The sequence below is a fragment of the Erwinia sp. MMLR14_017 genome, from assembly GCF_033657285.1.
Lineage (GTDB): Bacteria > Pseudomonadota > Gammaproteobacteria > Enterobacterales > Enterobacteriaceae > Erwinia.
This window is the reverse complement of the sequence record NZ_JAWVWP010000011.1, coordinates 153,705-177,291: the sequence shown is the minus strand read 5'-3', so window position 1 is coordinate 177,291 and position 23,587 is coordinate 153,705. Positions and strand designations below refer to the sequence as shown.

The following is a 23,587-nucleotide window of genomic DNA, read 5'->3' as shown; positions in this document are numbered from 1 at the left end:
CCAGAACACCACCACGCTGCCGTCGCTCAGGGTGATGACGTCCGGGTAGTTCTGCGAGCTGTCCGTGGTGGTGTTCACCTGGAAGCTGCTGCCCAGCGGCGTGCCGTCCGCGTTGAAAATCTGACCGACAATGCCGGTGCCGCTGGTATCGCCCGGACCGCTGGTCGCGTTCCATACCGTGACATACATGCCGCTGTGCGCCGCGTCGGTAAAGGCCGCCATTTCCGGGCCGCCGGAGGCGCCCATGCTCTTGCCGGTCGCCACCGTCACCTCGCCCGTGAGGGGCTGGTTATCCGCCCCGTAGCTGCGCTGCACGATGCTGGTGCCCTGGTCTTCCCAGCTGATGATGTAGCCGCCGTCGGCGGTGGCCATCGCGCCCGGACGGTTCTGGGCGCCGCTGTAGGTGGTGTTGACCTGGAACTCGTCGGTCACCGCCTGGCCGTCAGCGCCGTAGCGCCGCGCCATCACGCCGTCGCCGCTGTTGTCCAGCCCGTTGTTGTTGGACTCGTAGACGATAACAAAGCCGCCGTCGGTCAGGGCAATCACCTGCGCGCTGTCCTGGTTGTTGGCGGTGCGCTGGTTGACCTGCTGCTCGGTGCCGATTTTGTGAATACCGTCGGCCTCATAGAGCTGCATGTAGACCTCGGTACCGGAAACGCCCGCGCCCTGCCACACCACCACGATGCGGCCGTCGGCCAGCCGGGTGGTCGCCGGGTTAAGCTGGTCGCCCGCGGTGGTGGTGTTCACCTGGGTACTTTCATTCAGCAAGCTATAACTGGCCAGAGCCGATCCCTGAAACGCTACCGCTTCGCCCTGGTTGCCTGCAGGATCGATCGCATAGATCTCTCCAGACTCTCCCGCTGCCACAGGATTAGGTGCAATTACCCATTTACCCTGCTGATCTGCCACGGTGCTGTATTTCGTGCCGTTTTTATCCACTACAACAACCACAACGCCAGGCTCAGTAACACCGCTCAATGACTCTTCAGAGTTGCCTGAAATGCCAACGTTAGGCGCCGTGATGTCCAGAATGAAATTCCAGCTATTACTGAGTTCGCTTACGTTGCCTGCCGCATCCGTCGCCGTCGCGGTAATGCTGTGTGTCCCCTCTGACAAGTTAGTGGTCGGGGTATAGCTCCAGTTACCCTCCGCATCTGCCGTAATGGTTGCCAGCAGAACGCCATTGTCATAAAGCGTAACCTGCGATCCCGCTTCTGCGGCACCGGTAAAGGTCGGCGCCGGATCGTCGGTGACATTGCCAGCCACTGGTGAAGTGAACTGGAGCGTGCCGACGTCATCTTGCAGTGACTGAATGATCACTGGCTCAGGCGGTGTGGTATCCACCGTCAGGGTGAAGGTCGCCTCGCTGCGGTTGCCCGCCGCGCTGGTCACCTCCGCCGTGAAGCTGTGCTCGCCGTCCGCCAGCTCCGCCACCGCGAAGCGCCAGATCCCGCTGCTGTCCGCCGTGCTGCTGCCCAGCACCTCACCCGCCGCGTCGCGCAGGGTCACCACCGCACCCGGCAGCGCCGTACCCTGCAGCTCCGGCGTGCTGTCGTCGGTCAGGCCGCCGTTCAGCACCGCCCCGGTCACGCTGCCCGCGTCGTCGTTCGCCTGGTCAATGGTCAGCACCACGCTGCTGCTGTCCAGCGTGAAGGCTGAACTTTCGCCGCGCGTTTCGTTGCCCGCCGCGTCCGTGACCTTCACCTGCCAGCTGTGTTCGCCGTCCGCCAGCGTGCCCAGCACCAGGCTCCAGCTGCCGTCCGCGTCCGCCGTGGTGCTGCCGGCCGGCGTGCTGCTGCCGTCCAGGTAGACCGCGACCGTGGCGCCCGCTTCCGCCGTGCCCTTCAGCACCGGCGCGCGATCGTCGGTCACGCCGCCGTCCGCCACCGCGCCCTGCACCTCGCCCTGCGCGTCCATCAGCTGAGCCACTGCCGCCGCCGGGGCTGCCGTATCCAGCACCACGTTAAACGCTCCGGTCTCCGCCGAGGAGACGCCCGCCGCGTTCACCGCCGTGGCCGTCAGGCTGTAGCTGCCGTCTTCACCCAGCGCCGATGTGGTGATGCTCCAGCGGCCTTCGCTGTCCGCCACGCCCTGGCCCACGTTCGCCCGGTTGCCTGCGGCGTCCGTGGCCCACACCACTACCGTCAGGCCCGCGCCTGCGGTGCCGTTCACCGTCAGCATGCTGTCGTTGGTGGACTGTCCCTTCTGCAGGAAGCCGGTGTCGGTGTCCTCGCCCTGGCTGTAGTCATCCACCACGTTCTCAATTGCCGGCTGCGCCGGGGCGCTGGTCAGAATGCTGAAGTCCCACGCCGCATCCGCGGTGCCGCTGACCTGCGGACCTTCGTTACCCGCCGCGTCAACCGCCGCCACGGTCAGGGCGTGCGCCCCGCTCGCCAGCGCGCTTTCAGGCGTCCAGCTCCAGCGGCCTTCGGCATCAACAGTTGCGCTGCCGACCAGTTCGCCGTTGTCATAGATATTGACGCTGACCACACCCTCCGCTAATCCTTCCGCGCTCACGCTGCCGCTGTAGGTTGGGCGCGCATCATCGGTAGTTGCACCATCTGCAATCACGCCCTGTACCGGACCCACATCGTCGGTAAGCGTGATGTTACCTTCGGAGAACGCATCTTTACCCGGCGCAGAAGTATCTACTGTAAAGCTCCAGCCACCGTCGTCGGTGCCGCTGACAGCCGGACCTTCGTTGCCCGCCGCGTCCACCGCCGTGACGGTCAGCTCATGCCCGGTGTCGTCGGCCAGATCCTGCTCCGGCGTCCAGCTCCACTTGCCGTTCTCATCAACGGTTGCGCTGCCGGCCAGCTCGCCGTTGTCGTAGATATTGACGTGGTCGATATCGGCGGTCGCGTTGCCCGAGAGGGTCGGACGTGCGTCGTCAGTAACGCCGCCGTCGGCGATCTCGCCGGTTACCGGACCCACATTGTCAGTCAGGCTGATGGAATCAATGACAATGCCGGAGGTCTGGTTGTCAGGCGCCGTGCTGTCTGTCGGGCCGTCAATGAGGGTGCTGTTGCTGTTGCCCGCCCCGTCGGTGGCTTCCACCACCACATCTTTATTGCCCACCCCTGCCGGATTCGGCTGAATGCTCCAGTGTCCGTCGGCGTCGGCCACCGTTTCGCTCACGCTGTCGTTGGTCGGATCGGTGATCACGATCACCGCGCCCGGCTCGGCATTACCGGCCAGTTCCGCTTCGGTATTGGTGGTGATTTCCGGTGCCATAGTGCTGGTATCCAGCACAAACTGCCAGTCGGCACCTGGCGCGGAGACGTTGCCCGCTGCGTCTGTGCTGGTGACGCTAATGCTATGAGCGCCATCGACCAGATTAGTAGTCGGGGTATAGCTCCAGTTACCCTCTGCATCAGCATGAACGTAGCCTAATACAGTGTCGCCGTCGAACAGAGTAACCAATGAACCCGCTTCTGCCGTACCGGTAAAGGTCGGCGCCGGATCGTCAGTAACACCGCCACTGACCGTGATCGTACCCTGAACGGTACCCACGTCATCAGTCATGCCGGTAATCACTGGCTGGATCGGTGCAGTCGCATCCACCGTCAGGGTGAAGGTCGCCTCGCTGCGGTTGCCCGCCGCGCTGGTCACCTCCGCCGTGAAGCTGTGCTCGCCGTCCGCCAGCTCCGCCAACGCGAAGCGCCAGATCCCGCTGCTGTCCGCCGTGCTGCTGCCCAGCACCTCACCCGCCGCGTCGCGCAGGGTTACCACCGCACCCGGCAGCGCCGTACCCTGCAGCTCCGGCGTGCTGTCATCGGTCAGGCCGCCGTTCAGCACCGCCCCGGTCACGCTGCCCGCGTCGTCGTTCGCCTGGTCAATGGTCAGCACCACGCTGCTGCTGTCCAGCGTGAAGGCTGAACTTTCGCCGCGCGTTTCGTTGCCCGCCGCGTCCGTGACCTTCACCTGCCAGCTGTGTTCGCCGTCCGCCAGCGTGCCCAGCACCAGGCTCCAGCTGCCGTCCGCGTCCGCCGTGGTGCTGCCGGCCGGCGTGCTGCTGCCGTCCAGGTAGACCGCGACCGTGGCGCCCGCTTCCGCCGTGCCCTTCAGCACCGGCGCGCGATCGTCGGTCACGCCGCCGTCCGCCACCGCGCCCTGCACCTCGCCCTGCGCGTCCATCAGCTGAGCCACTGCCGCCGCCGGGGCTGCCGTATCCAGCACCACGTTAAACGCACCGGTCTCCGCCGAGGAGACGCCCGCCGCGTTCACCGCCGTGGCCGTCAGGCTGTAGCTGCCGTCCTCACCCAGCGCCGATGTGGTGATGCTCCAGCGGCCTTCGCTGTCCGCCACGCCCTCGCCCACGTTCACCCGGTTGCCTGCGGCGTCCGTGGCCCACACCATCACCGTCAGGCCCGCGCCTGCGGTGCCGTTCACCGTCAGCATGCTGTCGTTGGTGGACTGTCCCTTCTGCAGGAAGCCGGTGTCGGCGTCCTCGCCCTGGCTGTAGTCATCCACCACGTTCTCAATTGCCGGCTGCGCCGGGGCGCTGGTCAGAATGCTGAAGTCCCACGCCGCATCCGCGGTGCCGCTCACCTGCGGGCCTTCGTTACCCGCCGCGTCAACCGCCGCCACGGTCAGGGCGTGCGCCCCGCTCGCCAGCGCGCTTTCAGGCGTCCAGCTCCAGCGGCCTTCGGCATCCACTGCGCTGCTGCCGATCAGGACGCCGCCGTCATAAATATTGACGTGGTCGATATCGGCAGTGGCCTGCCCTGCATAGGTCGGACGGGCATCGTCAGTGACGCTACCGTCGGCGATTTCACCGGTCACCGGGCCAACATCGTCAGTCAGCGTGATGGCGTCAGTGACGATGCCAGAACTCTGATTGTCCGGTGCGGAAGTGTCGACGGTGAAGCTCCAGCCGTCGTCAGCGGTGCCGCTGATCGCCGGGCCTTCGTTACCGGCGACATCAACGGCAGCCACGGTCAGCTCATGCCCGGTGCCGTCGGCCAGATCCTGCTCCGGCGTCCAGCTCCACTTGCCGTTTTCATCAACGGTTGCGCTGCCGGCCAGTTCGCCGTTGTCGTAGATATTGACGTGGTCGATATCGGCGGTCGCGTTGCCCGAGAGGGTCGGACGCGTGTCGTCAGTAACGCCGCCGTCGGCGATCTCACCGGTTACCGGCCCCACATCGTCGGTCAGGCTGATGGAGTCGACCACAACGCCGGAGGTCTGGTTGTCCGGTGCCGTACCGTCGGCAGGGCCATCAATAATGATAGTGCTGCTGTTGCCCGCCCCGTCGGTGGCTTCCACCCCCACCTCTTTGTCGCCCACCCCTGCCGGATTCGGCTGAATGCTCCAGTGCCCGTCGGCATCAGCCACCGTTTCGGTCACGCTGTCGTTGGTCGGATCGGTGATAACGATCACCGCGCCCGGCTCGGCATTGCCAGCCAGCTCCGCTTCGGTATTGGTGGTGATTTCCGGTGTCATGGTGCTGGTGTCGACGGTGAAGCTCCAGCTGCCGTCAGCCGCCGGGCCTTCATTACCCGCCGCATCCACTGCCGTGACGGTCAGTTCATGCCCGGTGCCGTCGGCCAGATCCTGCTCCGGCGTCCAGCTCCACTTGCCGTTTTCATCAACGGTTGCGCTGCCGGCCAGTTCGCCATTGTCATAGATATTGACGTGATCGATGTCTGCTGTCGCGTTGCCCGAGAAGGTTGGCCGTGCGTCGTCAGTAACACCGCCGTCGGCGATTTCGCCGGTAACGGGGCCAACGTCGTCAGTCAGGCTTATGGAATCAGCCACAATGCCGGAGGTCTGGTTGTCCGGGGCGGAAGTATCAACGGTAAAGCTCCAGCCGCCGTCAGCGGTGCCACTGACGGCCGGGCCTTCATTACCCGCCGCATCCACCGCCGTGACCGTCAGCTCATGCCCGGTGCCGTCGGCCAGATCCTGCTCCGGCGTCCAGCTCCAGCTGCCGTTCTCATCAACGGTTGCGCTGCCAGCCAGCTCGCCGTTGTCATAGATATTGACGTGAGCGATATCTGCCGTCGCGTTGCCCGAGAAGGTTGGCCGTGCGTCGTCGGTGACGCCGCCGTCGGCGATCTCGCCGGTTAGGGGGCCAACGTCGTCAGTCAGGCTGACGGAGTCAACCACGATGCCGGAGGTCTGGTTGTCCGGTGCCGTACCGTCGGCAGGGCCGTCAATAATGATGGTGCTGCTGTTGCCCGCCCCGTCGGTGGCTTCCACCCCCACCTCTTTGTCGCCTACCCCTGCCGGGTTCGGCTGAATGCTCCAGTGCCCGTCGGCGTCGGCCACCGTTTCGGTCACGCTTTCGCCAGAGGGATCGGTGATCACGATCACCGCGCCCGGCTCGGCATTACCGGCCAGCTCCGCTTCGGTATTGGTGGTGATTTCCGGTGTCATGGTGCTGGTGTCGACGGTGAAGCTCCAGCTGCCGCCAGCCGCCGGGCCTTCGTTGCCCGCCGCGTCCACCGCCGTGACGGTCAGCTCATGCTCTGTGCCGTCGGCCAAATCCTGCTCCGGCGTCCAGCTCCACTTGCCGTTCTCATCAACGGTTGCGCTGCCGACCAGCTCGCCTTTGTCGTAGATATTGACGTGGTCGATGTCTGCCGTGGCGTTGCCCGAGAAGGTTGGACGTGTGTCGTCGGTGACGCCGCCGTGGGCAATCTCGCCGGTAACGGAGCCTACGTCGTCAGCCAGGCTGATGGAATCAGCGATAATACCGGAACTAATATTGTCGGGAGCTGTAGTATCCGGGCGCGAAGCATCAGCTGCCGGAGAGGCGTTGCCGGCAGGATCAACCACAACGACGCTGACATCGCTGTCCCCTTCATTGACAGGGTTGGGCTGAACGCTCCAGTCGCCGTTCTCATCGACATCAACCCTAATACTTTCGCCAGTGGTGCCGTCGTTAATAATTACCGTCGAGCCTGGTTCAGCTTTACCGGCGATCTGCTCATCGTCATTTACGTTAATGACGGCGACATCAGGTGGCGTTACATCGCGATATTCTTCGGTTATGCTGCCACTGTTGCCAGCATTATCGGTAACGGTGACGGTGAGAGTCCCATTTGGTTGTGATGCAGGTGCCTCTACAGTCCAGTTGCCGTTACTGTCAGTTTGCGTTGTTATTTGCGTGCCATCAGGCAACTGAATAATAACCTGTGAATCAGGACTGTTTGAGGAGCCTGAGAATTCCGGGCAACCATCGTTATCCAAATCAGTGACCGGATTCATCGTTGTTGAAATGGATTTGCCCGAGGAGTGGTGATCGCCGCCACCCTGAGAAGCCGCAACGGCGATGCCGCCTGCTGCAGCGGCACCACCCAGCAGCAGGAAGGGCAGCCAGCCAAAGCTATTATCTCCAGCGGCAACCGGGTCGGCACTGGCATAACCTTCGCCACCCAATACCAGCTCACCGCTTTTTCCTTCAGTTAAAGCCGGCGGATATTCTGTGACATCACCGGAAGTGGGAACATATTCATAATACTGGCCATTTTCGCCCAGACCAATTAAGTGGACATTTTCGTTTGCGTAATAGTCTTCCAGCACGACATCAGGGTGATCGAAATCATCCTGGCCAATGACGAGAAGCAGATGATTACCGACGCGCTTAGTCATGACGATTTGCGGCGCATGGCCAGTAGCGCTATCGGTCAGCTCTATATTCAGCGCCCCATGATGAGGAACTTTAATTACTGTAGCCTGATCGGTTTTGGTATCAACGGTGTAAGAAGAGATAATTCCCTTAACACTGCGCATATTAATTTTTAGCATGGCAACCTTCTGTAAACGAGGATCGATAAAATGAGACTAATTATTGTGTAAAACGCAGACTTCTTCTGGCACCGTAAACCTCTACGTCCACGCTTTTCTTAAAATCAAGACAAGCCTGGCGGTCATGCTTACTGGCAGAAATTGCGGAGCAATTCAGGTCTTTCCCTTGCGCTGTAAATAAAGGCGATGGTAAAGCAGAATTTACTAACCACGTTGTAACGCTATTAGCGCGCATTTGAGAAAGCGGATGAGCAGTAATCTTAGGGTCATCAACGTCGCTGTAATTTTTAACGACTACCTTGTCGATTTCTTTAAATTGCTCTTTAATGGTTTTGATCAACGCCGCCAGTGCGTGCGCCCCCTCACTGCTTAATGACATTGAATTTTTGTGCTGTGTAAATATTTCTGCCGTATTAATGGTATAGGTGACTTCAGGGCAATAACGTTCATTCATCACCCGTGACAATGTGTGCATTTGCGGCTTAAAATTGGCAAGCACGGATTTTGCTTCTTCTTCAGCTACCCAACGTGCGTTAATTTCCCCCAACTTATCTAAGGCAATCTCAACGTAATAACGCTTGCCAGCCTGTAGTGTTGGCGAAATTCCTGCAAATTTTGTTGGCTGCACAAAACGATGTTTGTCAAGATGACTGAACGCGGCGTTTACTTCTTTTTTACCCGGACAAAGAACCAGCTCTACCGCGCGGGTGCGTGGAAGTATGCTGGTATGGTATTGATCATTAACAAAAAAGTTGATAATCGTTTTTGACGGCAAAGACGCACCGTCATCATCACGGTAGACAATGACATGTGCATGGGTGTCCAGCGTTTGCCAGTGATTCTGCTCTTGTGGCATATAAGCTGCCTGGGAAAGCGCAGGCGTAGGTTGCAACGGCACAGCGGCAGCATAATTGCTGATAATAAAGGTTGATAAAACAACCATAAGGCCTGTTATGATTCCCGTTACAACTTTAGAGGGAATAACCAGACTGGCGGTATTGTGTTGATATTTGTTATTCATAAATGCCTCTAACAAGCAGAAACAAAAAAAAATGGAATTTCTTCCTGGCTACATGCGCGCCACCAGGCCGCTTTTAATAAAGATGTAATTATTGTACTTAGCCTTTTAGAAAGGCTCGTTACTAAATTTACTTTTATCTAGCTCTCATTATCATTCACCACCCCTTTATATAATTCAATTAAAGACAGATCGTTAAGAAAAAAACAGAAATCGCTATCACTTTTGATATTAAATTTCTTCATGACATTGTACTTATGAGCATATATAGTCTTAATTGATAACCCGAGACTTTTAGCAATCTGTCGGACTGAGCTCCCCTTTTTAATAAAAGAAATCACCTGCAGTTGCACCAGAGAAATACGGGAAAATTTACATCGCAAACAATCTGACGGCATAAAGGTGCTTGTCTTTTTTTGCGCCATTAGCCAGGCGTTAGCGATCTTATCTCTGATCTTACTGACGATTTCAGTAGGAGCGATCAGGGTTAAAGATTGATAACATACCGGCAACTGTTCCGAACTAATGCTATCAGTGCGATCGACAAAGACCAGTAATACACTGCCAGGCTTACGGTGCCGAAACGCTGGCTGACACATAAAGAGTCGCCACTGTGAAACATGGACCAGTATAAAATCTGCTTGCTGAATATTTTTGCTATCATAGTTTGCTAAAAATTCAACATTGACAGTGCATAAAAATGCCGCTTCAATCACTCCGGAGATGCCTAGTCTGAAGTAATAATTATCATCCGTGCAAATTACCTTAACATCCATACTATTCCCCCTTAAGCATCCCCAAAATGAGGGAGCAAAATAGTGCTAAACAAATTTTCCATTCACCAGTTCAAGCTCTCCTTTCTCTTTCAGTTCTTTTAATACCCGACAAATAGAACTTTTAGATAGATGAGAGCTGTGTTCTATCAGATAAAGAGCAGAAAACCGTTTTTTCAGATGTGGTGGCAGCTTCCCCCAACGTCCTATTAAGGAAAGGACCTCATCATGGGAATTTCCTTTTGGCAACTGAATATAATTCATCAGATCAGAATATTGGCCTGATAGAATTGACATTGCGTCGTGAAAAAGATCTTTTTCAAAGATCAAACGCCAGAATGTCTCATAGTCAATAAAACTTACTTTGCCATAATCTATCCTTTCCAGATAAACCGGAGGTTCATCCAGCGCTGGCGTAACGCCGACCACAGAGGGCGCAGAAAGAATATTAAGTACTTTATGCTCACCTTTTAGCTTTAACAAAAAGTCGCCATCCAGAATAAACATCACCCGACGTACGTTATCTTTAGTTAAGTGATAGCGACGCTTGCCTCGCGAAATTTCATCCGGATTTGCAACTTGCGTATAGCCGGCCAATGCGTCGATGATTCGCTCATGATTCTCAGTCACTCTATACATATCAATAAACTCAATCTAACCAACATCCGTAGCTATGTGCGTCGTAGTCAGTAAGTAGTATAAAAATAATAAAAGGCTTGTTTTGTTATGATCTATTTACTTTCCCTGATGCACTGTGTCTGAGACTGACCACCTCCTGGTTATGGACTATAATTAAGTGACTTACTTGCCTCGCAATAATAGAGCCATACCAGTAAAATTCAATCCCATAAACCGGTGAAAAGAAAGAATAAAATGCCATTTAAATACCATAAAGCAGGACTTTACACCGTAAACTCTCATTTTTTTAGTTGATGTGATCAGCAAACAGAACCATTCTGACTGTGTTATAACTTTTTTCTGAAAAATAGGTTTTTCCATTCTCATTTGAAATTAAATGTTATACATACCTTCTCCAAAACTACTATTCGTACAATAAAACAAAAAACATGACCAGACATGAAACATGGATTTTTATTTTGGAGCCGATGTTACTGCTTATCATCCTTCGGCTGGCCTTCTGCATAAAATTAAAACATGCGGCGCCAAAAACAGATAATTAAATATAAAAAAACGAGAAATATAGTTTTTTATTCTGAAAAGATAAATATTATTAGATTAATGATCTAATGCAGCATTTCATCAGAGATGGATTTAAAAATTAGCTGAACCTGTAACTGACAGAGTCATTAACAGTTGCCTTAACAACATCCAGTAAGTTTTTTGGGGGAGACTTAATCTCGCGGGCATTTTCTTTACCTTTGTTTAATGCTAATTATTATTAATACATTCAAAAACGAACTTAGTTAACCTACCCTCTGCTTTCTGACCTCCAGACACCCTCTTTTCACGCAAAACAAGTGTCTTATTATAATGAAAGTTAAAATCATGTAAAAAAAAAACATACTCTTTACTAAAAACTGGCAATCCACAGATAAATTATGGATTTTTTACTATTCCGCTCACTACGGTTTATCTATTAAATAGCGATGCCTGCTTGAATCGGCAATTAACTATAGGATGATGGAGAGTAAAATGAGAGAGTTAACGTCTTTTGAAATGCAAAACGTTTCAGGTGCAGGTTTTTTTGACTTTATTGGTTCTGTAGTTGTTGGCGCCGTAACTGGTATTACTGCTTTTGGCCTGAAATGGGCAATGAGCGGCGGCAGTACAGGCGGCCTGGTGGGTGCAGGTATTGTTTCTGCCGGTGTCGGATTAATTGTTGGTGCCGTGGTTGGCTTGGTTGATGGCGCTCTGTACGGTGCGATGAACGGCTGGGATACAACTTCTGCCTGGTTCAACCAAATCGCAGAAAATCAATTTGATATGAATGCAACACCAGTCACCGCGTAAGGAGAAACTATGCGTGAACTTAAAGAAAGTGAAATTTCAAGCATCAGCGGCGGCTCATTGACCTCGCTGATTCTCGATTTCTTTAAAAACTTAAATGCCTCTTCTCAGAAAGAAACCACCGAATGGACGCGCCCGGAAAATATTCCAGCCGCAAATACCATAAGTGGCGAGGCATTTGGTATGGGCGTTGTGGGCATAGTGGCTGCTGTGGCCTTTGGCCTGCTGATTTTTTAATTTTCAGGGAAGAGTGATCTCTTCCTAAAAAACTCTATGAATGATGGCAAGTAATGGCCGTCACTCATTGTAGTTAGGGTTCAACATTCTTTAATTTATACAAAGGAAAGTATATGAAAAAGGTAACTATGGTTTCTCTTGGTGTGCTGCTGGCAGCGGCTCAGGTTAATGCAGCAGAAGCATCTGATGGCACGATCACCTTTACGGGTAGCATCGACAGCCAGACCTGTGCCGTTAGCATTAACGGTGGTAGCAGTTCCGCAACTGTCACCCTGCCATCAGTCTCTTCCAGCGTACTGAGCAGCGCTGGTCAGATTGCGGGTAACACGCGTTTTACCGTCGAACTTAACGAATGCTCGACTGAAACTGGTGAGGTTTATGCCTACTTTGAACAGGGTGCCAACGTCAATGCTAATGGTCGTCTGAACAACACGGGTACTGCGACAAACGTTGAGTTGCAACTGCTGGACGGCGCAAACAATGTATTGAACGCTGGCAGCACCGATCAGACAACTTCACCAACTACCGAAGCACTGACTGCTGGTGCCGCAACCCTGAGCTATTCCGCACAGTACTACGCTACTGCGCAAGCGACCTCAGGTACTGTTGCTTCATCTGTGACTTATTCTATCAATTATCTGTAATTGATTAGGGTGGGAGCCTGCTCCCACCTCTCTTTCACTTTTATCTATTCCAGTAATATTATGAAAAAAAAAAGTTTTAACTTTATAGCCTGTTTTCTGCTTGCATGCGTTTTTTCATCGTCTGCTTTTGCCAGCGTCACCATCATTGGTACCAGGGTAATTTATCCTGCTTCTGAAAAAGAGATAACGGTGCGATTGGATAATCGTAGCGACCGACCTGCACTGGTTCAGGCGTGGATTGACGATGGCGTTCTTAATCAGGCATTGGATAAAATCAACGTCCCTTTTGTTCTGTTGCCGCCCGTTTTCCGCATGGAAGCAAACAAAGGGCAAACATTACGTATCGTTTATACCGGTAGTAACCTTCCCACCGATAAAGAATCCATATTCTGGCTGAACGTGCTGGATATTCCCCCACGAGATAAAAGTCTGGTGAATAAAAACCAGTTACAGATGGCTATTCGTAGTCGTATTAAATTGTTTTATCGCCCAGGAAAACTTAATAGTCAGGATGCCAGTACTGCCGCCGCCGAACTGGTATGGCATAAAGGGAAAAATAGCAACCAGCTGACAGCTGTTAATAATTCACCTTACTACATCAACGTAGCACAAATCACTGCAGAGGATAGTGCAGGCCGAAAAATAATGAGTGAAAAGGGTGATATGTTAGTGCCGGGTGGAAGCAAAGATTTCACCCTGAAAGGAACGAATATAAATCAAATAAAAGCGAATTTTCATTACCAGTTTCTGGATGATTTTGGCGCAGCACGTAATGCAGAAGGCCAGATCAGCCAGTAATTTTTATGGTGATAATTAAGGGGAATCATGATGGCAAGGACAGTCTCTGTAGATAAGTCAGCGGGCCGACATTTTAGTCGCTCTTTATTAGCGCTTTTTCTTACCGCTGCAACAACTTCAGCCTGGGCTGAAAATTATTATGACTTCGACGAATCCTTTGTAAAAAATATGCCAGGCGTAAAAGTTGATGTTTCCCGCTATGCAAATGGCAACCCTATTGATCCTGGCATTTATACCCTCGATATTTTTCTTAATGGCCGTCAGGTCAGCCGCGACAATGTTCGCGTTATACGTGAAGGAGAGGAAACCAGGGCATGTCTCTCATATGACCTGGTAAAAAGTCTGTCAATTAAAGACAGCGTTTTTAATTCACAGCAGGCAGAAAATCTTCGCACGGGAAAAGAGTGTCTCGCTCTTGAAGATGTTGTAGAAGGAAGTCACGCTGCAATCAACAGTGCCGATATGCAGATGGATATCTCTATTCCGCAAATCTATCTGCTGCGTTCGGCGCGTGGTTATGTCGCACCAGAATTCTGGGATAAAGGTGAAACCGCTTTTACGCTAAATTATAACACTAACTACTACCGCTCTGTGTACAGTGGACGCGAGTATGACTCTTTCTATGGTCATGCGCTGGCGGGTTTCAACCTGGGCGGCTGGATGTTCCGCCATGATGGCGCGTTAAGCTGGCGGCGCCAACAGGGCAGCGAATATCATCATTACGATGACATCAACACCTATGTACAACGCGATATTCCGCAGTTGAAATCACGTTTACTGCTGGGTGAAGGTAATACCAGTGGTGAGATTTTTGATACCCTCTCCTTTCGCGGCGCGCAGATTTCAACAGTCGATCAAATGTGGCCAGACTCGCAGCGCGGCTATGCGCCAGAAATTCGCGGCGTTGCCCGGACTAATGCCCAGGTTACCGTATCGCAAAATGGCAGCAAAATTTATGAAACTACCGTTTCCCCTGGCGCGTTTAATATCACTGACCTCTATCCCACCGGTTACGGCGGTGATTTGGATGTGACGGTGAAAGAAGCGGACGGCAGTGAAACCCATTTCTCCGTGCCTTACGCTGCTATGGCAAGACTAAAACGTCCGGGCATGACCTATTATTCTTTGACTGGTGGTGTGTCGCGTCGCGATAACATGGTTTACACCCCTTCCGTTTACCAGGGCACTATTCAGCACGGTTTTACCAACAGCCTTACTGGTTATTCAGGTATTTTGGGCTCAGACAACTATACATCCGTGTTACTGGGCGGCGCTTTTGGGTTGCCGATTGGGGCTATTTCACTGGATATCACTGGTGCACAAACGAAATATGGTGATGAGAAAAAACAGGGCGTGAGTTATCGGGCAACTTACAGTAAGAAAGTTACGCAAACCAATACTAACTTTACTCTGGCGGCATATCGCTTCTCATCGTCCGGTTACTACAGTTTTGATAATGCGCTGCAAATTAACAACTATTACAAAAAACATGGCGGCGATGGCAAAGGTAATTATCTCTCACGGCCAAAACAACGTTTTTCGATGACCGCCAGCCAAAATTTTGGAGACTCATTTGGGAATATCTATCTTACTGGTTTCGTTCAGAACTACTGGGATGCTGCCGGTACAAACACCCAATTTCAGCTCGGATATAATAATACAATCGGTCGGGTCTCCTATACATTTTCCGCGAACCGATTATTATACTCAACCGGCGGTCACGATACGCAGCTATCACTCGATTTCTCCATTCCTTTAGGCAGTGATAATAAACACTACATTACTGGCAGTGCGACCCACACTAAAGACGGCGTCAGTGCACAAACAGCGGTTAATGGGGTTCTGGGCGATCATGACCAATATAATTATAACGTTGGCGCAGCGCGTGATGTTGATAACAATACGTCTGGATCGATTAGCGGGCAATATCGTTCGCCTTACAGTACGTTGACAGCCTCTTATACCAAAGGAGAGGGTTACTATTCTGCTTCAGGCGGCGCCAGCGGCACCGTCGTAGCATTACCCGACAGCCTGACCTTCAGTGCTTACCAGTCAACCACTTATGCCGTGGTTAGCGCAGAAGATGCAGGCGGTGCGCGGGTGCTTGGCTATCCCAATATTGTATTAAACGGCAGCGGACGGGCCATTGTGCCAAATCTTAATCCTTACCGGATAAACGAACTGGCAATAGACCCAAAAGGTATTCCGCTTGATGTTGAACTGGAAGCGACGCAGCAGCGGGTGATCCCTGTTGAAGGTGCCGTCGTCAGACTTGATTACAAAACCAGTAAAGGTCAGCCGCTTTTGATTCGTGCTAATCAACGGAACGGGAATGCATTGCCTTTTGGCGCATCGGTGAATGATGAAAATGGCAATCTTATTACGACCGTTTCGCAGGGCGGACAGATCTATGTGAGGCTGAACAAAGATGTTAGTCGCCTGCATGTCTCCTGGGGCAAAACGCCGGCGGATAATTGTCTGGTTAACCTTGAGTCCGGTGTTGTGCAGGCCAGTGAAAATAAATCCCTGGCAAGACTCAATACAATATGTAGTAGCGATCGGAGCCAGCCTGTTCGTTATGTCTCAAACAGCGTAAGCGATAATGAAAATCAGGGTTAATCAGGTGAACCGTTATGACATTTTTTAAAGCTTTAAAAACAGCGGGAAAAATTTTCGCTCTGGTCATATTAACAATCAATATCATCATAATGACGACAACCGCCGCCCGCGCCGCTGCGGATACTGAATTAATATGTAAGGCTCCCCAGACAACCGCAGCTTTAGATCTGAGAACGCTGGGACTGACCCTTTCAGCCGCCGTTCCCATTGGTACAGTGGTTTATGAGGGTACGATGACGGTTGATGTAAAATGTGGCCTTAATTTCCTCGATTATAGCGATGGCCTTAGCGCAGAAGTCTATTTTAAACGAATGGCTATTGCGGAAGGATCGTTAGGCTATGGGCTAACCATGTATCTGGGTTATGGCGGCGAATATTCGAACGAAGCGGGGAGCGTGCCCACAGGACAAATGATCACGACCTATGCAGGTATCACTACTGGCGGGGTGTTGAACGATTACACGGAGTTTAGCCTGAACGTACCTTTCAGGATCGTGCGAACCTCTTCTTCACTGACCCCGATTACGCGTACTTTCCTGGATCTGTTCCAGGTTGGCTCCTTAGTGGTCGGGAGTGATGAGACATATGTAGTCACTAATCTCAGAAATAATGCCGTCACCGTAAAAGACGAAACCTGTACGGTCGCCAGTAATACTAATCAGGAAGTTCCTCTGGGGAGCTATTCGGCCAGTACAAGCAGCGGATTAGGCGCCGGAATCGGTCAGACCAGCAGTGCAATTGCGTTTAATGTGCAGTTGAACTGCGAAGCATTACTCTCAGGGACTTTTGACGTCATGATGCAGTTCGACGGCGATGCCTCCAGCGGCCTGTCGGATATGGGGGTTGTCGCGCTGAACAGCACCTCAACCGCCAGCGGCGTTGGCGTGCAGATCCTGAATGAAAATCAGCAACCGATCGCGCTGGCTGCGCCCTTTAGCGTCGCTTCTTATCCGTTATCTGCCGCATTGGTTACGGTGCCGTTGTATGCGCGTTATTACCAGACGGCAGCCACCGTAAATCCGGGAACGGCTAATGCGGTAGCTACTTATACTATCAGCTACCAGTAATATGCAGGGCTCTGCAGAGCCCTGCTCCATATAAAACTGATTAAAGGATTTTTCAGACGATATGCTCCAGAAAAAAAGGATGCTTCGGATTGGTGTATCTGATGAGAGCCCATTCATCATCTATTCAATCCAGTCGATACTGGCGGCTGAGATCACCCGTCAGGAAATTTGTGCCTATCCGGTTGAGGCGGAGTATCTCCTTATACGGCTGAAGGAGCAAACTCCCGAGATACTTATCACCGATTTTAGTTTTAGCTTTGAACGAAACGATTTAAATGGCGTAAAGAAGCTTGAAGAAATTCATAAACAGCTACCCGAGCTGAATATTATTGTGTTTACCACGCAGACCAGCAAAGCCATTTTAAAAAGAATACTGCAAATCCCCGTCAAGGCTATTGTCAGCAAACGCGACGACCAGCGTGAGCTGATTGAGGCTGTCCAATGGATCTGTTCAGCTAATCCAGGCATCTATTACTCCAGGCAAATGAAAAAGCTGGCGCAGGAGAGTCTGGCCGGTTCAGCAGACACGCTTTTATCGTCGTCAGAAATTGAAGTCATCAGGCTTTTTGCCATGGGTTACAGCTTAATGGATATCGCCAAATTACGTGAACGTAGCGTAAGTACGGTTGCAACACAAAAATATAATGCGATGCATAAACTCCAGCTGCATTCCAATACTGATTTAATTAAATATGTATTTTCCCAGGAATTAATTTAACCCTGGCATTATTTATTGTCCGAAACAGCGAAAACCATGAAACTCCATAACATCAGTCGTGCATTGCTGGCGCTTATTTGCGTCCCTCTCTCCACGCAGGCAACAACGTTACAGCAGGCCGCGCAGGCTGCCTTAACCTATGATTCGGCATTGCAATCCAGTAAAAAGACCAGCGAAGCCGATCGGCAGAAATACTGGCAAGGCATGGCAGGCATGTTGCCGACGCTGACGCTGGAGGGCAGTTGGGATCGTCAGGAGCAACCCGATAAAAGATATCAGAGCGGCGTAACCACGCATAACTACGATGTGCGCGTCAGGCAACCCCTGTTTGATATGAGCAAATATGCGGGCTGGCGTAAAGGCGTTGCTATTGCTGATACCGCCCAGGCCCAGGCGCGTCTGGCTGAAGAGAAACTGCTAAACTCCATTGCCAACGCTTATTTCTCGGTGCTTTATCAGCAGGAGGTTTTGCAGGCAGCCCAGGCGGCCAGCCATAATTTCAAGCAGCAAATGGAAAAGCTTCAGGCCGGTTTACGCAATGGCCAGAATACCCGCACTGAACTGGACGAAGCGAAAGCAAACTACGCCATCGCTCAGGCAAAAGAGATTGAAGCCAGCAACCAGCTGCTGTTAGCTGGCGAAGCCGTGCGTCGTATATCAGGTATTAATCCTGATACGCTGGAACCGGTTAATTTTCAGTGTCTGAACGCCACGCCTTATGCGTCGTTAACAGAAGCGATAAACGCCAGTCAGCGGCGTAACACCGATATTCAGGTCGCCCTGTTTCAGAATGATCAGGCGGATGCTGATGTGCTGGCAGCGGACGGCGCGCATATGCCGGTCGTCTCGCTTTACGCCAGCTATGGTAAAAACTGGAGCCGGAATGATAACGACGACAACATTCTGTATGACGCCATTTTCGGCACCAAATCCAAGAGTAATAATCTGCAATACGGCGTCAACGTCACTGTTCCGCTTTTTGCCGGCGGCAGCCAGCTTTCACAATCCTTCGAAGCCGCTTACCGACGCGAAGCCGCAAAGTACTCCATTGTAGAAGCACAGCGTAAAGCGGTTCAGGATACGCGCTCCGCCTGGCTCAGTCTTACCAATGGTAAAGCGCTGATTGAAGCTGAGAAAAATGCGGTGGCATCAGCCCATGAGAAGGTGGTTTCCGTTCAATATGGCCGGGAAATGGGTTTCCGCACGGTGAATGATGAACTGGATGCCCAGCAGAAATATTACAGCGCGCTTAAAGATCAGGCTGAAGCGCGGCTGAACTACCTGAATGCGCTGGTCAGTCTGGCGCAGAGCACCGGCTCCTTATCCCCTGAGATGCTGAATTTTTTTCAGTGCCGTTAATCCCCCACTTATGATGAATATATAAATGGAACAGTCACTTTTCCGCCAGGAAGCCCTTGATGCGGCCAACCGTGGCAGTCTGGGTACCGTGGCGCTCTATTGCCCGCCCTATCGCTGGTTGGTTATTAGCGTGGTGATCATTATCACTGCGGCAACCGCCCTCTTTTTTATTTTTGGCAGTTACACCAAGTATGAATCCTCAACCGGCGAACTGCTGCCGAAGAACGGCATGTTGATTATTCCGCCGCCGGTCAGCGCGACCGTTATCGATATTCCGGTTAAAGAGGGCCAGCACGTTGAAAAAGGTGATGTGGTCATGGTGCTGTCGTCAGAAGTTTCGACGCAGCTGGGGCAAACACGCCAGGTCATTGCCGAAAACCTGGCCGCGCAGCGTGAACGCCTGCAACAGGATCTCCTTACTCTCGGTAAGTTGCATGAAGTGGAGATGCAGGGACTTAACGCCACGATAGACAGTCTGAAATTGCAGCAGGAGCAGTTAAAGCTGCAACTGGCCCATCGTAAAAAGCAGGTTGCCCTTGCGCGACTGCAACTCAACAAGCTGACATCGATGCAAAGCCAGGGCTATGCCTCCAATCGTCAACTGGAAGAGCAGGAATCCAATCTGCTCGATAGCCAGGCACGCTATCAGGAGTATCAGCGTCAGCTATTGGATATCACCCAGAAAATCGTTCAGGCGCAGCAGCAGTTGCATGAAAAACCGCTGGATGATGAGAAAAAACGTAACGATATCGAACGTCAGCTGGCAGATAACCGCCAGGCGCTGGTTGAAAATGAGGCCCGCCGCTCATTCGAACTGCGTGCGCCAAAAAGCGGTTATATCGGCATGATTATGGTCAAAAATGGTCAGATGCTGAATGCCGGTCAGTCTGCGATTGCGATTTTGCCCAGCGACAGTGAGCTGGTGGCCCGCATTATGGTGAACACGCAATCAATTGGTTTTATTCAGGCGGGACAACGCGTTGTGCTGCGTTACAAAGCCTTCCCCTATCAAAAATTCGGTCAGCAATATGGCAAAGTGATCGAGGTTTCTCGCACCGCGCTTACGCCACAGGAAGTAACGAACTTAACCGGCAAAAACAATGTCCAGGAGCAGCAGTACCGGGTATTGGTGGCGCTGGATAAGCAAACTATCAAAGCTTATACGCAAAACGAGCCGCTCAAACCGGGTATGGCGCTGGATGCTGACTTTATCGTCGACAAGCGCCATCTCTATGAGTGGGTGCTGGAGCCGTTATTCGCGCTGGGACACAAAATTTCTCTCTGATTAAAAGGTCTTTGCTGTGTTGTTAAAAGAGAAACTCAATTTTAAATGGTTTAACCGCCTGCCGTTGATTCGTCAGTCCCAGGCGGCTGAGTGTGGGCTGGCATGCCTGGGCATGATTGCCAACTATTACGGGCATGAGATCGATATGATCACCCTGCGCCGGCAATTTGCCACCTCGCTTAAAGGCGCCACGCTTGCCGATGTCATTGCTATGGCGCAACAGCTTAATATGAGTTCGCGCGCGCTGCGAATTGATCTCGAAGAGCTGTCTAAACTGCGCACGCCCTGCATTCTTCACTGGGACCTCAACCACTTTGTAGTGCTGAAAAAGGTACGCGGCAATAAGATTACTCTGCACGATCCCGCACGCGGCATCCGGGTAATGACTCTTAAGGAAGCCTCTACCGCCTTTACCGGCGTCGCGCTGGAGCTGATCCCCTCTTCCACCTTTGAAGCAAAAGAAGAGAAAGCGCGTATTTCGATGCGAAAACTGGTGGGAAGCGTCACGGGCGTAAAGTCCGCGTTTGTCCAGGTACTGATTTTGTCGGTAGCGCTGGAACTGTTCGGCGTGCTCTCACCATTCTTTATGCAATGGGTGATGGATATGGTGCTGGTTTCCGCCGACTATTCGCTACTCACCATGCTCGGCGTCGGCTTTATCCTGATTGCACTGTTTCAGACGATGATTACCGCGTTGCGCTCCTGGGTAATGAGCTGGTTCTCCAGCCAGCTGAGCGTGCAGTGGACCATCAACGTTTGTCATCACATGTTGAAGCTACCGCTTGACTGGTTTGAGTCGCGCCACGTTGGAGATATTCTCTCACGTTACGGCTCGCTGAATACGATACAAAGCACCCTCACTACCCGGTTTATCAGTACGGTGCTGGATGGGGTAATGTCGATAGTCACCGTGGCCATGCTGTTTATCTATAATGCGAAGCTTGCCTGGCTGGTGATTGCTCTGTTCGTGGCTTATGCCCTGCTGCGCTTTATGGCCTATGACCCGGTACGTCGCGCTAACGAAGAGCAGATTATCAGTTCGGCGCGAACCCAGTCATCGCTGCTGGAAACACTGCGCGGTATTCAGGCTGTTAAAACCAACAATAAGCAGATGCCGCGCCTTTCCGCCTATATGAATTTTTTGGTGGACAGCACCAATAAAGGCATCGTGATGCAAAAGCTCAATATCCTGTTTGGTTCGGCGCAAGGTCTACTTACCTCCGTCGGACGGGTAGTGCTGGTGTGGCTGGCTGCATTACAGGTGCTTGAGGGTAATTTTTCCGCCGGGATGCTCACGGCATTTATCAGTTTTTCCGATCAGTTTATGAGCCGCGGCGCAGGTCTTATTAATGCGATTATCGACTTTCGCATGCTGCGTATGCATGGCGAACGCCTGGCTGATATCGTGCTTTCTGAAACCGAACCGAGTGCCGGGGCCAATCCAGCCCTGGTCCATAAAACCGATGAGGCGCAACCGGTGCCGGATATTGAACTGACTGATATTCGTTTTCGCTATGCGCCTACTGAACCCTGGGTTATTGACGGCGTCAGCCTGAAGATTTCGGCTGGCGAAAGTATTGCGATTGTTGGTCCCTCCGGCCAGGGTAAAACGACGTTAGCCAAAATTATTCTTGGTCTGTTGCATCCAGAAGGCGGCAGCATCACGGTTGGCGGCATGGATATTACCCAGACAGGCCTGCAACATCATCGTAACCGCATCGGCTGCGTGATGCAGGACGATATTCTCTTTTCAGGATCTATCAGCGAGAACATCAGCTTTTTTGATAACGATCCTGATCACGCAAAAATTACCCGCGTAGCGCGACTGGCGCAAATTCATGGCGATATCATGAAAATGCCGATGAATTATCAAAGCCTGGTGGGTGATATGGGTTCGTTCCTTTCCGGCGGCCAGCTGCAGCGTATTTTGCTGGCCCGTGCGCTTTATCGCGAGCCGCAAATCCTGGTGCTGGATGAAGCGACGAGCCATCTGGATATTTATAACGAAGCGCAGATTAATACCGCCATCAAGCGGATGAATATTACCCGCATTATTATCGCACACCGTCCGGAAACCATACGCAGCGCAGATAAGATCGTGATGCTGCATAACGGTACGCTTAGCGAAGTCACGGCCGAACAACTGTTCGCCCGTGGAGAACCCAGTAAAGAAATGGAGATTACATATGGATAAGCAGCTTTGTCGCTTTAGCGAAGGGGAGATTACTTTGCCGAAGGGCTATTGCGAACGAACGTTAAATACGCTGGTTGATACGCGCTCGGTTCTGCCGCCGATCACTATTTCCCGTGATAAGTTAGGCAACCATAACAATGTGGAAGAGTATATTGCCAGTCAGATCGGTCTGCTGCAAAAGCAGATGAAAAACTGGAAACAGGGGCCACACGAAGCCGCCTTGCTGGGAGACAATTATGCCTCTGGCGTAATGATAACTTATGACTTTATGCGTCCTGATAATGTTCGCCTTTATCAAAAACAGGCAATTTTCACCCTGGATATGGAGAATCTGCTGATTTTCTCCATCTCTAAAGCCTCTCTGCTGACTGCGGAGGATATTCAGCATTTCAGGGATACGCTGAAAAGCTTCCAACCTTGTTCGTGAAAAGCCCCGGCATAAGGCCGGGGAAAATGGGATTTTTACAGCCTTCTGCACGTTTGCGCCTGTTGGCGCATTCATTTTAAAAGGAAATAAAATGTACAGAATAGTCGCTGCTTTATTATTATCTTCATGCTCAATGATGACCTTTGCCGGTACGCAATCCTGTGCTGAGCAACTCGCTGCAATATCGTCAAAACTGGCTGCAGCCAGGTCAGCAGGAAATCCCTATCAGATTTCCGGGCTGGAGCTTGCCAGGGATAAAGTAAAAACGTACTGCAATGATGGCGATCAACGTATACGTGCCTCACAGGATATAGCGGATAAACAGCGTAAAATAGATGAAATTCAGTAACATATCCTGGAAGCGCAAAGAGATTACAATAACGCCGTTAACAACGGAAATGAACAGAAAATGGCAAAGTACCAGCGGAAGTTGGCGGAGAAGAGATTTAAACTTGAGGAAGCGAAGTCGGAACTGCAAATGGCCAAAGATGACCTGGCTGAGCTGAGCAAGTAACAGCATTATTCTGCTATTTTCTTCGCCCGTGCCGGTAAAACCCGGTTCAGCATTGTTATACCTTAAAGAAGATTGCTCAGGTAATCTTCTTTTTCACCGATAATGTCAGAAGTTATTTCGACTTATTAAAATAAAACCCTCAGCTTTCCTGTTACTGCCAAATATAACAGTCTGCGCTAATAATGCATGAAATTTCACTTCATACCGTTAC

General features: G+C 52.0%; 17 protein-coding genes. 12 read left to right on the top strand and 5 right to left on the bottom strand.

Annotated elements, in window-relative coordinates:
- The 4 genes from SD961_RS17620 to SD961_RS17605 form a co-directional block, all read right to left on the bottom strand.
- Positions 1-7,755 (bottom strand): Ig-like domain-containing protein (locus tag SD961_RS17620; RefSeq protein WP_318791636.1); only part of this gene is annotated, 7,755 nt, incomplete at its 3' end.
- Between the two features lie 40 nt (positions 7,756-7,795).
- Positions 7,796-8,776, bottom strand: coding sequence for a hypothetical protein (locus tag SD961_RS17615; protein ID WP_318791634.1), 981 nt, complete (start codon positions 8,774-8,776; stop codon positions 7,796-7,798).
- A 137-nt stretch (positions 8,777-8,913) separates the two neighbouring features.
- Positions 8,914-9,549 (bottom strand): helix-turn-helix transcriptional regulator, encoded by a 636-nt coding sequence (locus SD961_RS17610; RefSeq protein ID WP_318791633.1) that lies wholly within the window; start codon positions 9,547-9,549, stop codon positions 8,914-8,916.
- 45 nt (positions 9,550-9,594) lie between these two features.
- Positions 9,595-10,185 carry a transcriptional regulator gene (locus tag SD961_RS17605; protein WP_318791632.1) on the bottom strand — a complete coding sequence of 197 codons (591 nt, stop codon included), beginning with the start codon at positions 10,183-10,185 and terminating at the stop codon, positions 9,595-9,597.
- Between the two features lie 1,014 nt (positions 10,186-11,199).
- Here SD961_RS17605 and SD961_RS17600 point away from each other — a divergent pair.
- From SD961_RS17600 to SD961_RS21750, 12 genes are all read left to right on the top strand, one after another.
- Entirely contained in the window at positions 11,200-11,517 is a 318-nt protein-coding gene (locus SD961_RS17600) for a hypothetical protein (protein WP_318791631.1), read from the top strand.
- 9 nt (positions 11,518-11,526) lie between these two features.
- On the top strand, positions 11,527-11,751 hold the full coding sequence (locus SD961_RS17595) for a hypothetical protein (protein WP_318791630.1): 225 nt from the start codon (positions 11,527-11,529) through the stop codon (positions 11,749-11,751).
- A 113-nt stretch (positions 11,752-11,864) separates the two neighbouring features.
- Positions 11,865-12,395, top strand: coding sequence for a fimbrial protein (locus SD961_RS17590; RefSeq protein WP_318791629.1), 531 nt, complete (start codon positions 11,865-11,867; stop codon positions 12,393-12,395).
- Positions 12,396-12,455: 60 nt separating this feature from the next.
- Entirely contained in the window at positions 12,456-13,193 is a 738-nt protein-coding gene (locus SD961_RS17585) for a molecular chaperone (protein WP_318791628.1), read from the top strand.
- Between the two features lie 27 nt (positions 13,194-13,220).
- The gene (locus tag SD961_RS17580; RefSeq protein ID WP_318791627.1) at positions 13,221-15,812 is read left to right on the top strand and encodes a fimbria/pilus outer membrane usher protein; all 2,592 of its coding nucleotides are present in this window, start codon (positions 13,221-13,223) and stop codon (positions 15,810-15,812) included.
- Positions 15,813-16,045: 233 nt separating this feature from the next.
- On the top strand, positions 16,046-16,879 hold the full coding sequence (locus SD961_RS17575; protein WP_318791626.1) for a fimbrial protein: 834 nt from the start codon (positions 16,046-16,048) through the stop codon (positions 16,877-16,879).
- 61 nt (positions 16,880-16,940) lie between these two features.
- Complete coding sequence (locus SD961_RS17570) at positions 16,941-17,597, top strand: response regulator transcription factor (protein ID WP_318791625.1); 657 nt, start codon at positions 16,941-16,943, stop codon at positions 17,595-17,597.
- Between the two features lie 36 nt (positions 17,598-17,633).
- Positions 17,634-18,956: a TolC family outer membrane protein gene (locus SD961_RS17565; protein ID WP_318791624.1), complete on the top strand. Its 1,323-nt coding sequence runs from the start codon at positions 17,634-17,636 to the stop codon at positions 18,954-18,956.
- A 25-nt stretch (positions 18,957-18,981) separates the two neighbouring features.
- On the top strand, positions 18,982-20,241 hold the full coding sequence (locus SD961_RS17560; RefSeq protein ID WP_318791623.1) for an HlyD family secretion protein: 1,260 nt from the start codon (positions 18,982-18,984) through the stop codon (positions 20,239-20,241).
- 16 nt (positions 20,242-20,257) lie between these two features.
- Complete coding sequence (locus SD961_RS17555; protein WP_318791622.1) at positions 20,258-22,435, top strand: peptidase domain-containing ABC transporter; 2,178 nt, start codon at positions 20,258-20,260, stop codon at positions 22,433-22,435.
- Positions 22,428-22,862 carry a DcrB-related protein gene (locus SD961_RS17550; RefSeq protein WP_318791621.1) on the top strand — a complete coding sequence of 145 codons (435 nt, stop codon included), beginning with the start codon at positions 22,428-22,430 and terminating at the stop codon, positions 22,860-22,862. The genes SD961_RS17555 and SD961_RS17550 overlap by 8 nt, the downstream gene beginning before the upstream one ends.
- 91 nt (positions 22,863-22,953) lie before the next feature.
- A complete protein-coding gene (locus tag SD961_RS21750) occupies positions 22,954-23,211 on the top strand; it encodes a DUF1090 family protein (RefSeq protein ID WP_412916699.1) in 258 nt (85 codons plus the stop codon).
- Here the strand turns inward: SD961_RS21750 and SD961_RS17545 are convergent.
- Positions 23,164-23,382 (bottom strand): hypothetical protein, encoded by a 219-nt coding sequence (locus SD961_RS17545; RefSeq protein WP_318791620.1) that lies wholly within the window; start codon positions 23,380-23,382, stop codon positions 23,164-23,166. The two genes, SD961_RS21750 and SD961_RS17545, sit on opposite strands and share 48 nt — an antisense overlap.
- Between the last annotated feature and the right edge of the window lie 205 nt (positions 23,383-23,587).

Bases quoted from the DNA above. Each gene is read 5' to 3' on its own strand.
- SD961_RS17610 (WP_318791633.1), bottom strand. From the start codon at position 9,549: ATGGATGTTAAGGTAATTTGCACGGATGATAATTATTACTTCAGACTA.
- SD961_RS17550 (WP_318791621.1), top strand. From the start codon at position 22,428: ATGGATAAGCAGCTTTGTCGCTTTAGCGAAGGGGAGATTACTTTGCCG.
- SD961_RS17545 (WP_318791620.1), bottom strand. From the start codon at position 23,382: ATGCTGTTACTTGCTCAGCTCAGCCAGGTCATCTTTGGCCATTTGCAG.
- SD961_RS17615 (WP_318791634.1), bottom strand. From the start codon at position 8,776: ATGAATAACAAATATCAACACAATACCGCCAGTCTGGTTATTCCCTCT.
- SD961_RS21750 (WP_412916699.1), top strand. From the start codon at position 22,954: ATGTACAGAATAGTCGCTGCTTTATTATTATCTTCATGCTCAATGATG.
- SD961_RS17595 (WP_318791630.1), top strand. From the start codon at position 11,527: ATGCGTGAACTTAAAGAAAGTGAAATTTCAAGCATCAGCGGCGGCTCA.
- SD961_RS17580 (WP_318791627.1), top strand. From the start codon at position 13,221: ATGATGGCAAGGACAGTCTCTGTAGATAAGTCAGCGGGCCGACATTTT.
- SD961_RS17605 (WP_318791632.1), bottom strand. From the start codon at position 10,185: ATGTATAGAGTGACTGAGAATCATGAGCGAATCATCGACGCATTGGCC.
- SD961_RS17560 (WP_318791623.1), top strand. From the start codon at position 18,982: ATGGAACAGTCACTTTTCCGCCAGGAAGCCCTTGATGCGGCCAACCGT.
- SD961_RS17600 (WP_318791631.1), top strand. From the start codon at position 11,200: ATGAGAGAGTTAACGTCTTTTGAAATGCAAAACGTTTCAGGTGCAGGT.
- SD961_RS17570 (WP_318791625.1), top strand. From the start codon at position 16,941: ATGCTCCAGAAAAAAAGGATGCTTCGGATTGGTGTATCTGATGAGAGC.
- SD961_RS17575 (WP_318791626.1), top strand. From the start codon at position 16,046: ATGACGGTTGATGTAAAATGTGGCCTTAATTTCCTCGATTATAGCGAT.
- SD961_RS17590 (WP_318791629.1), top strand. From the start codon at position 11,865: ATGAAAAAGGTAACTATGGTTTCTCTTGGTGTGCTGCTGGCAGCGGCT.
- SD961_RS17565 (WP_318791624.1), top strand. From the start codon at position 17,634: ATGAAACTCCATAACATCAGTCGTGCATTGCTGGCGCTTATTTGCGTC.
- SD961_RS17585 (WP_318791628.1), top strand. From the start codon at position 12,456: ATGAAAAAAAAAAGTTTTAACTTTATAGCCTGTTTTCTGCTTGCATGC.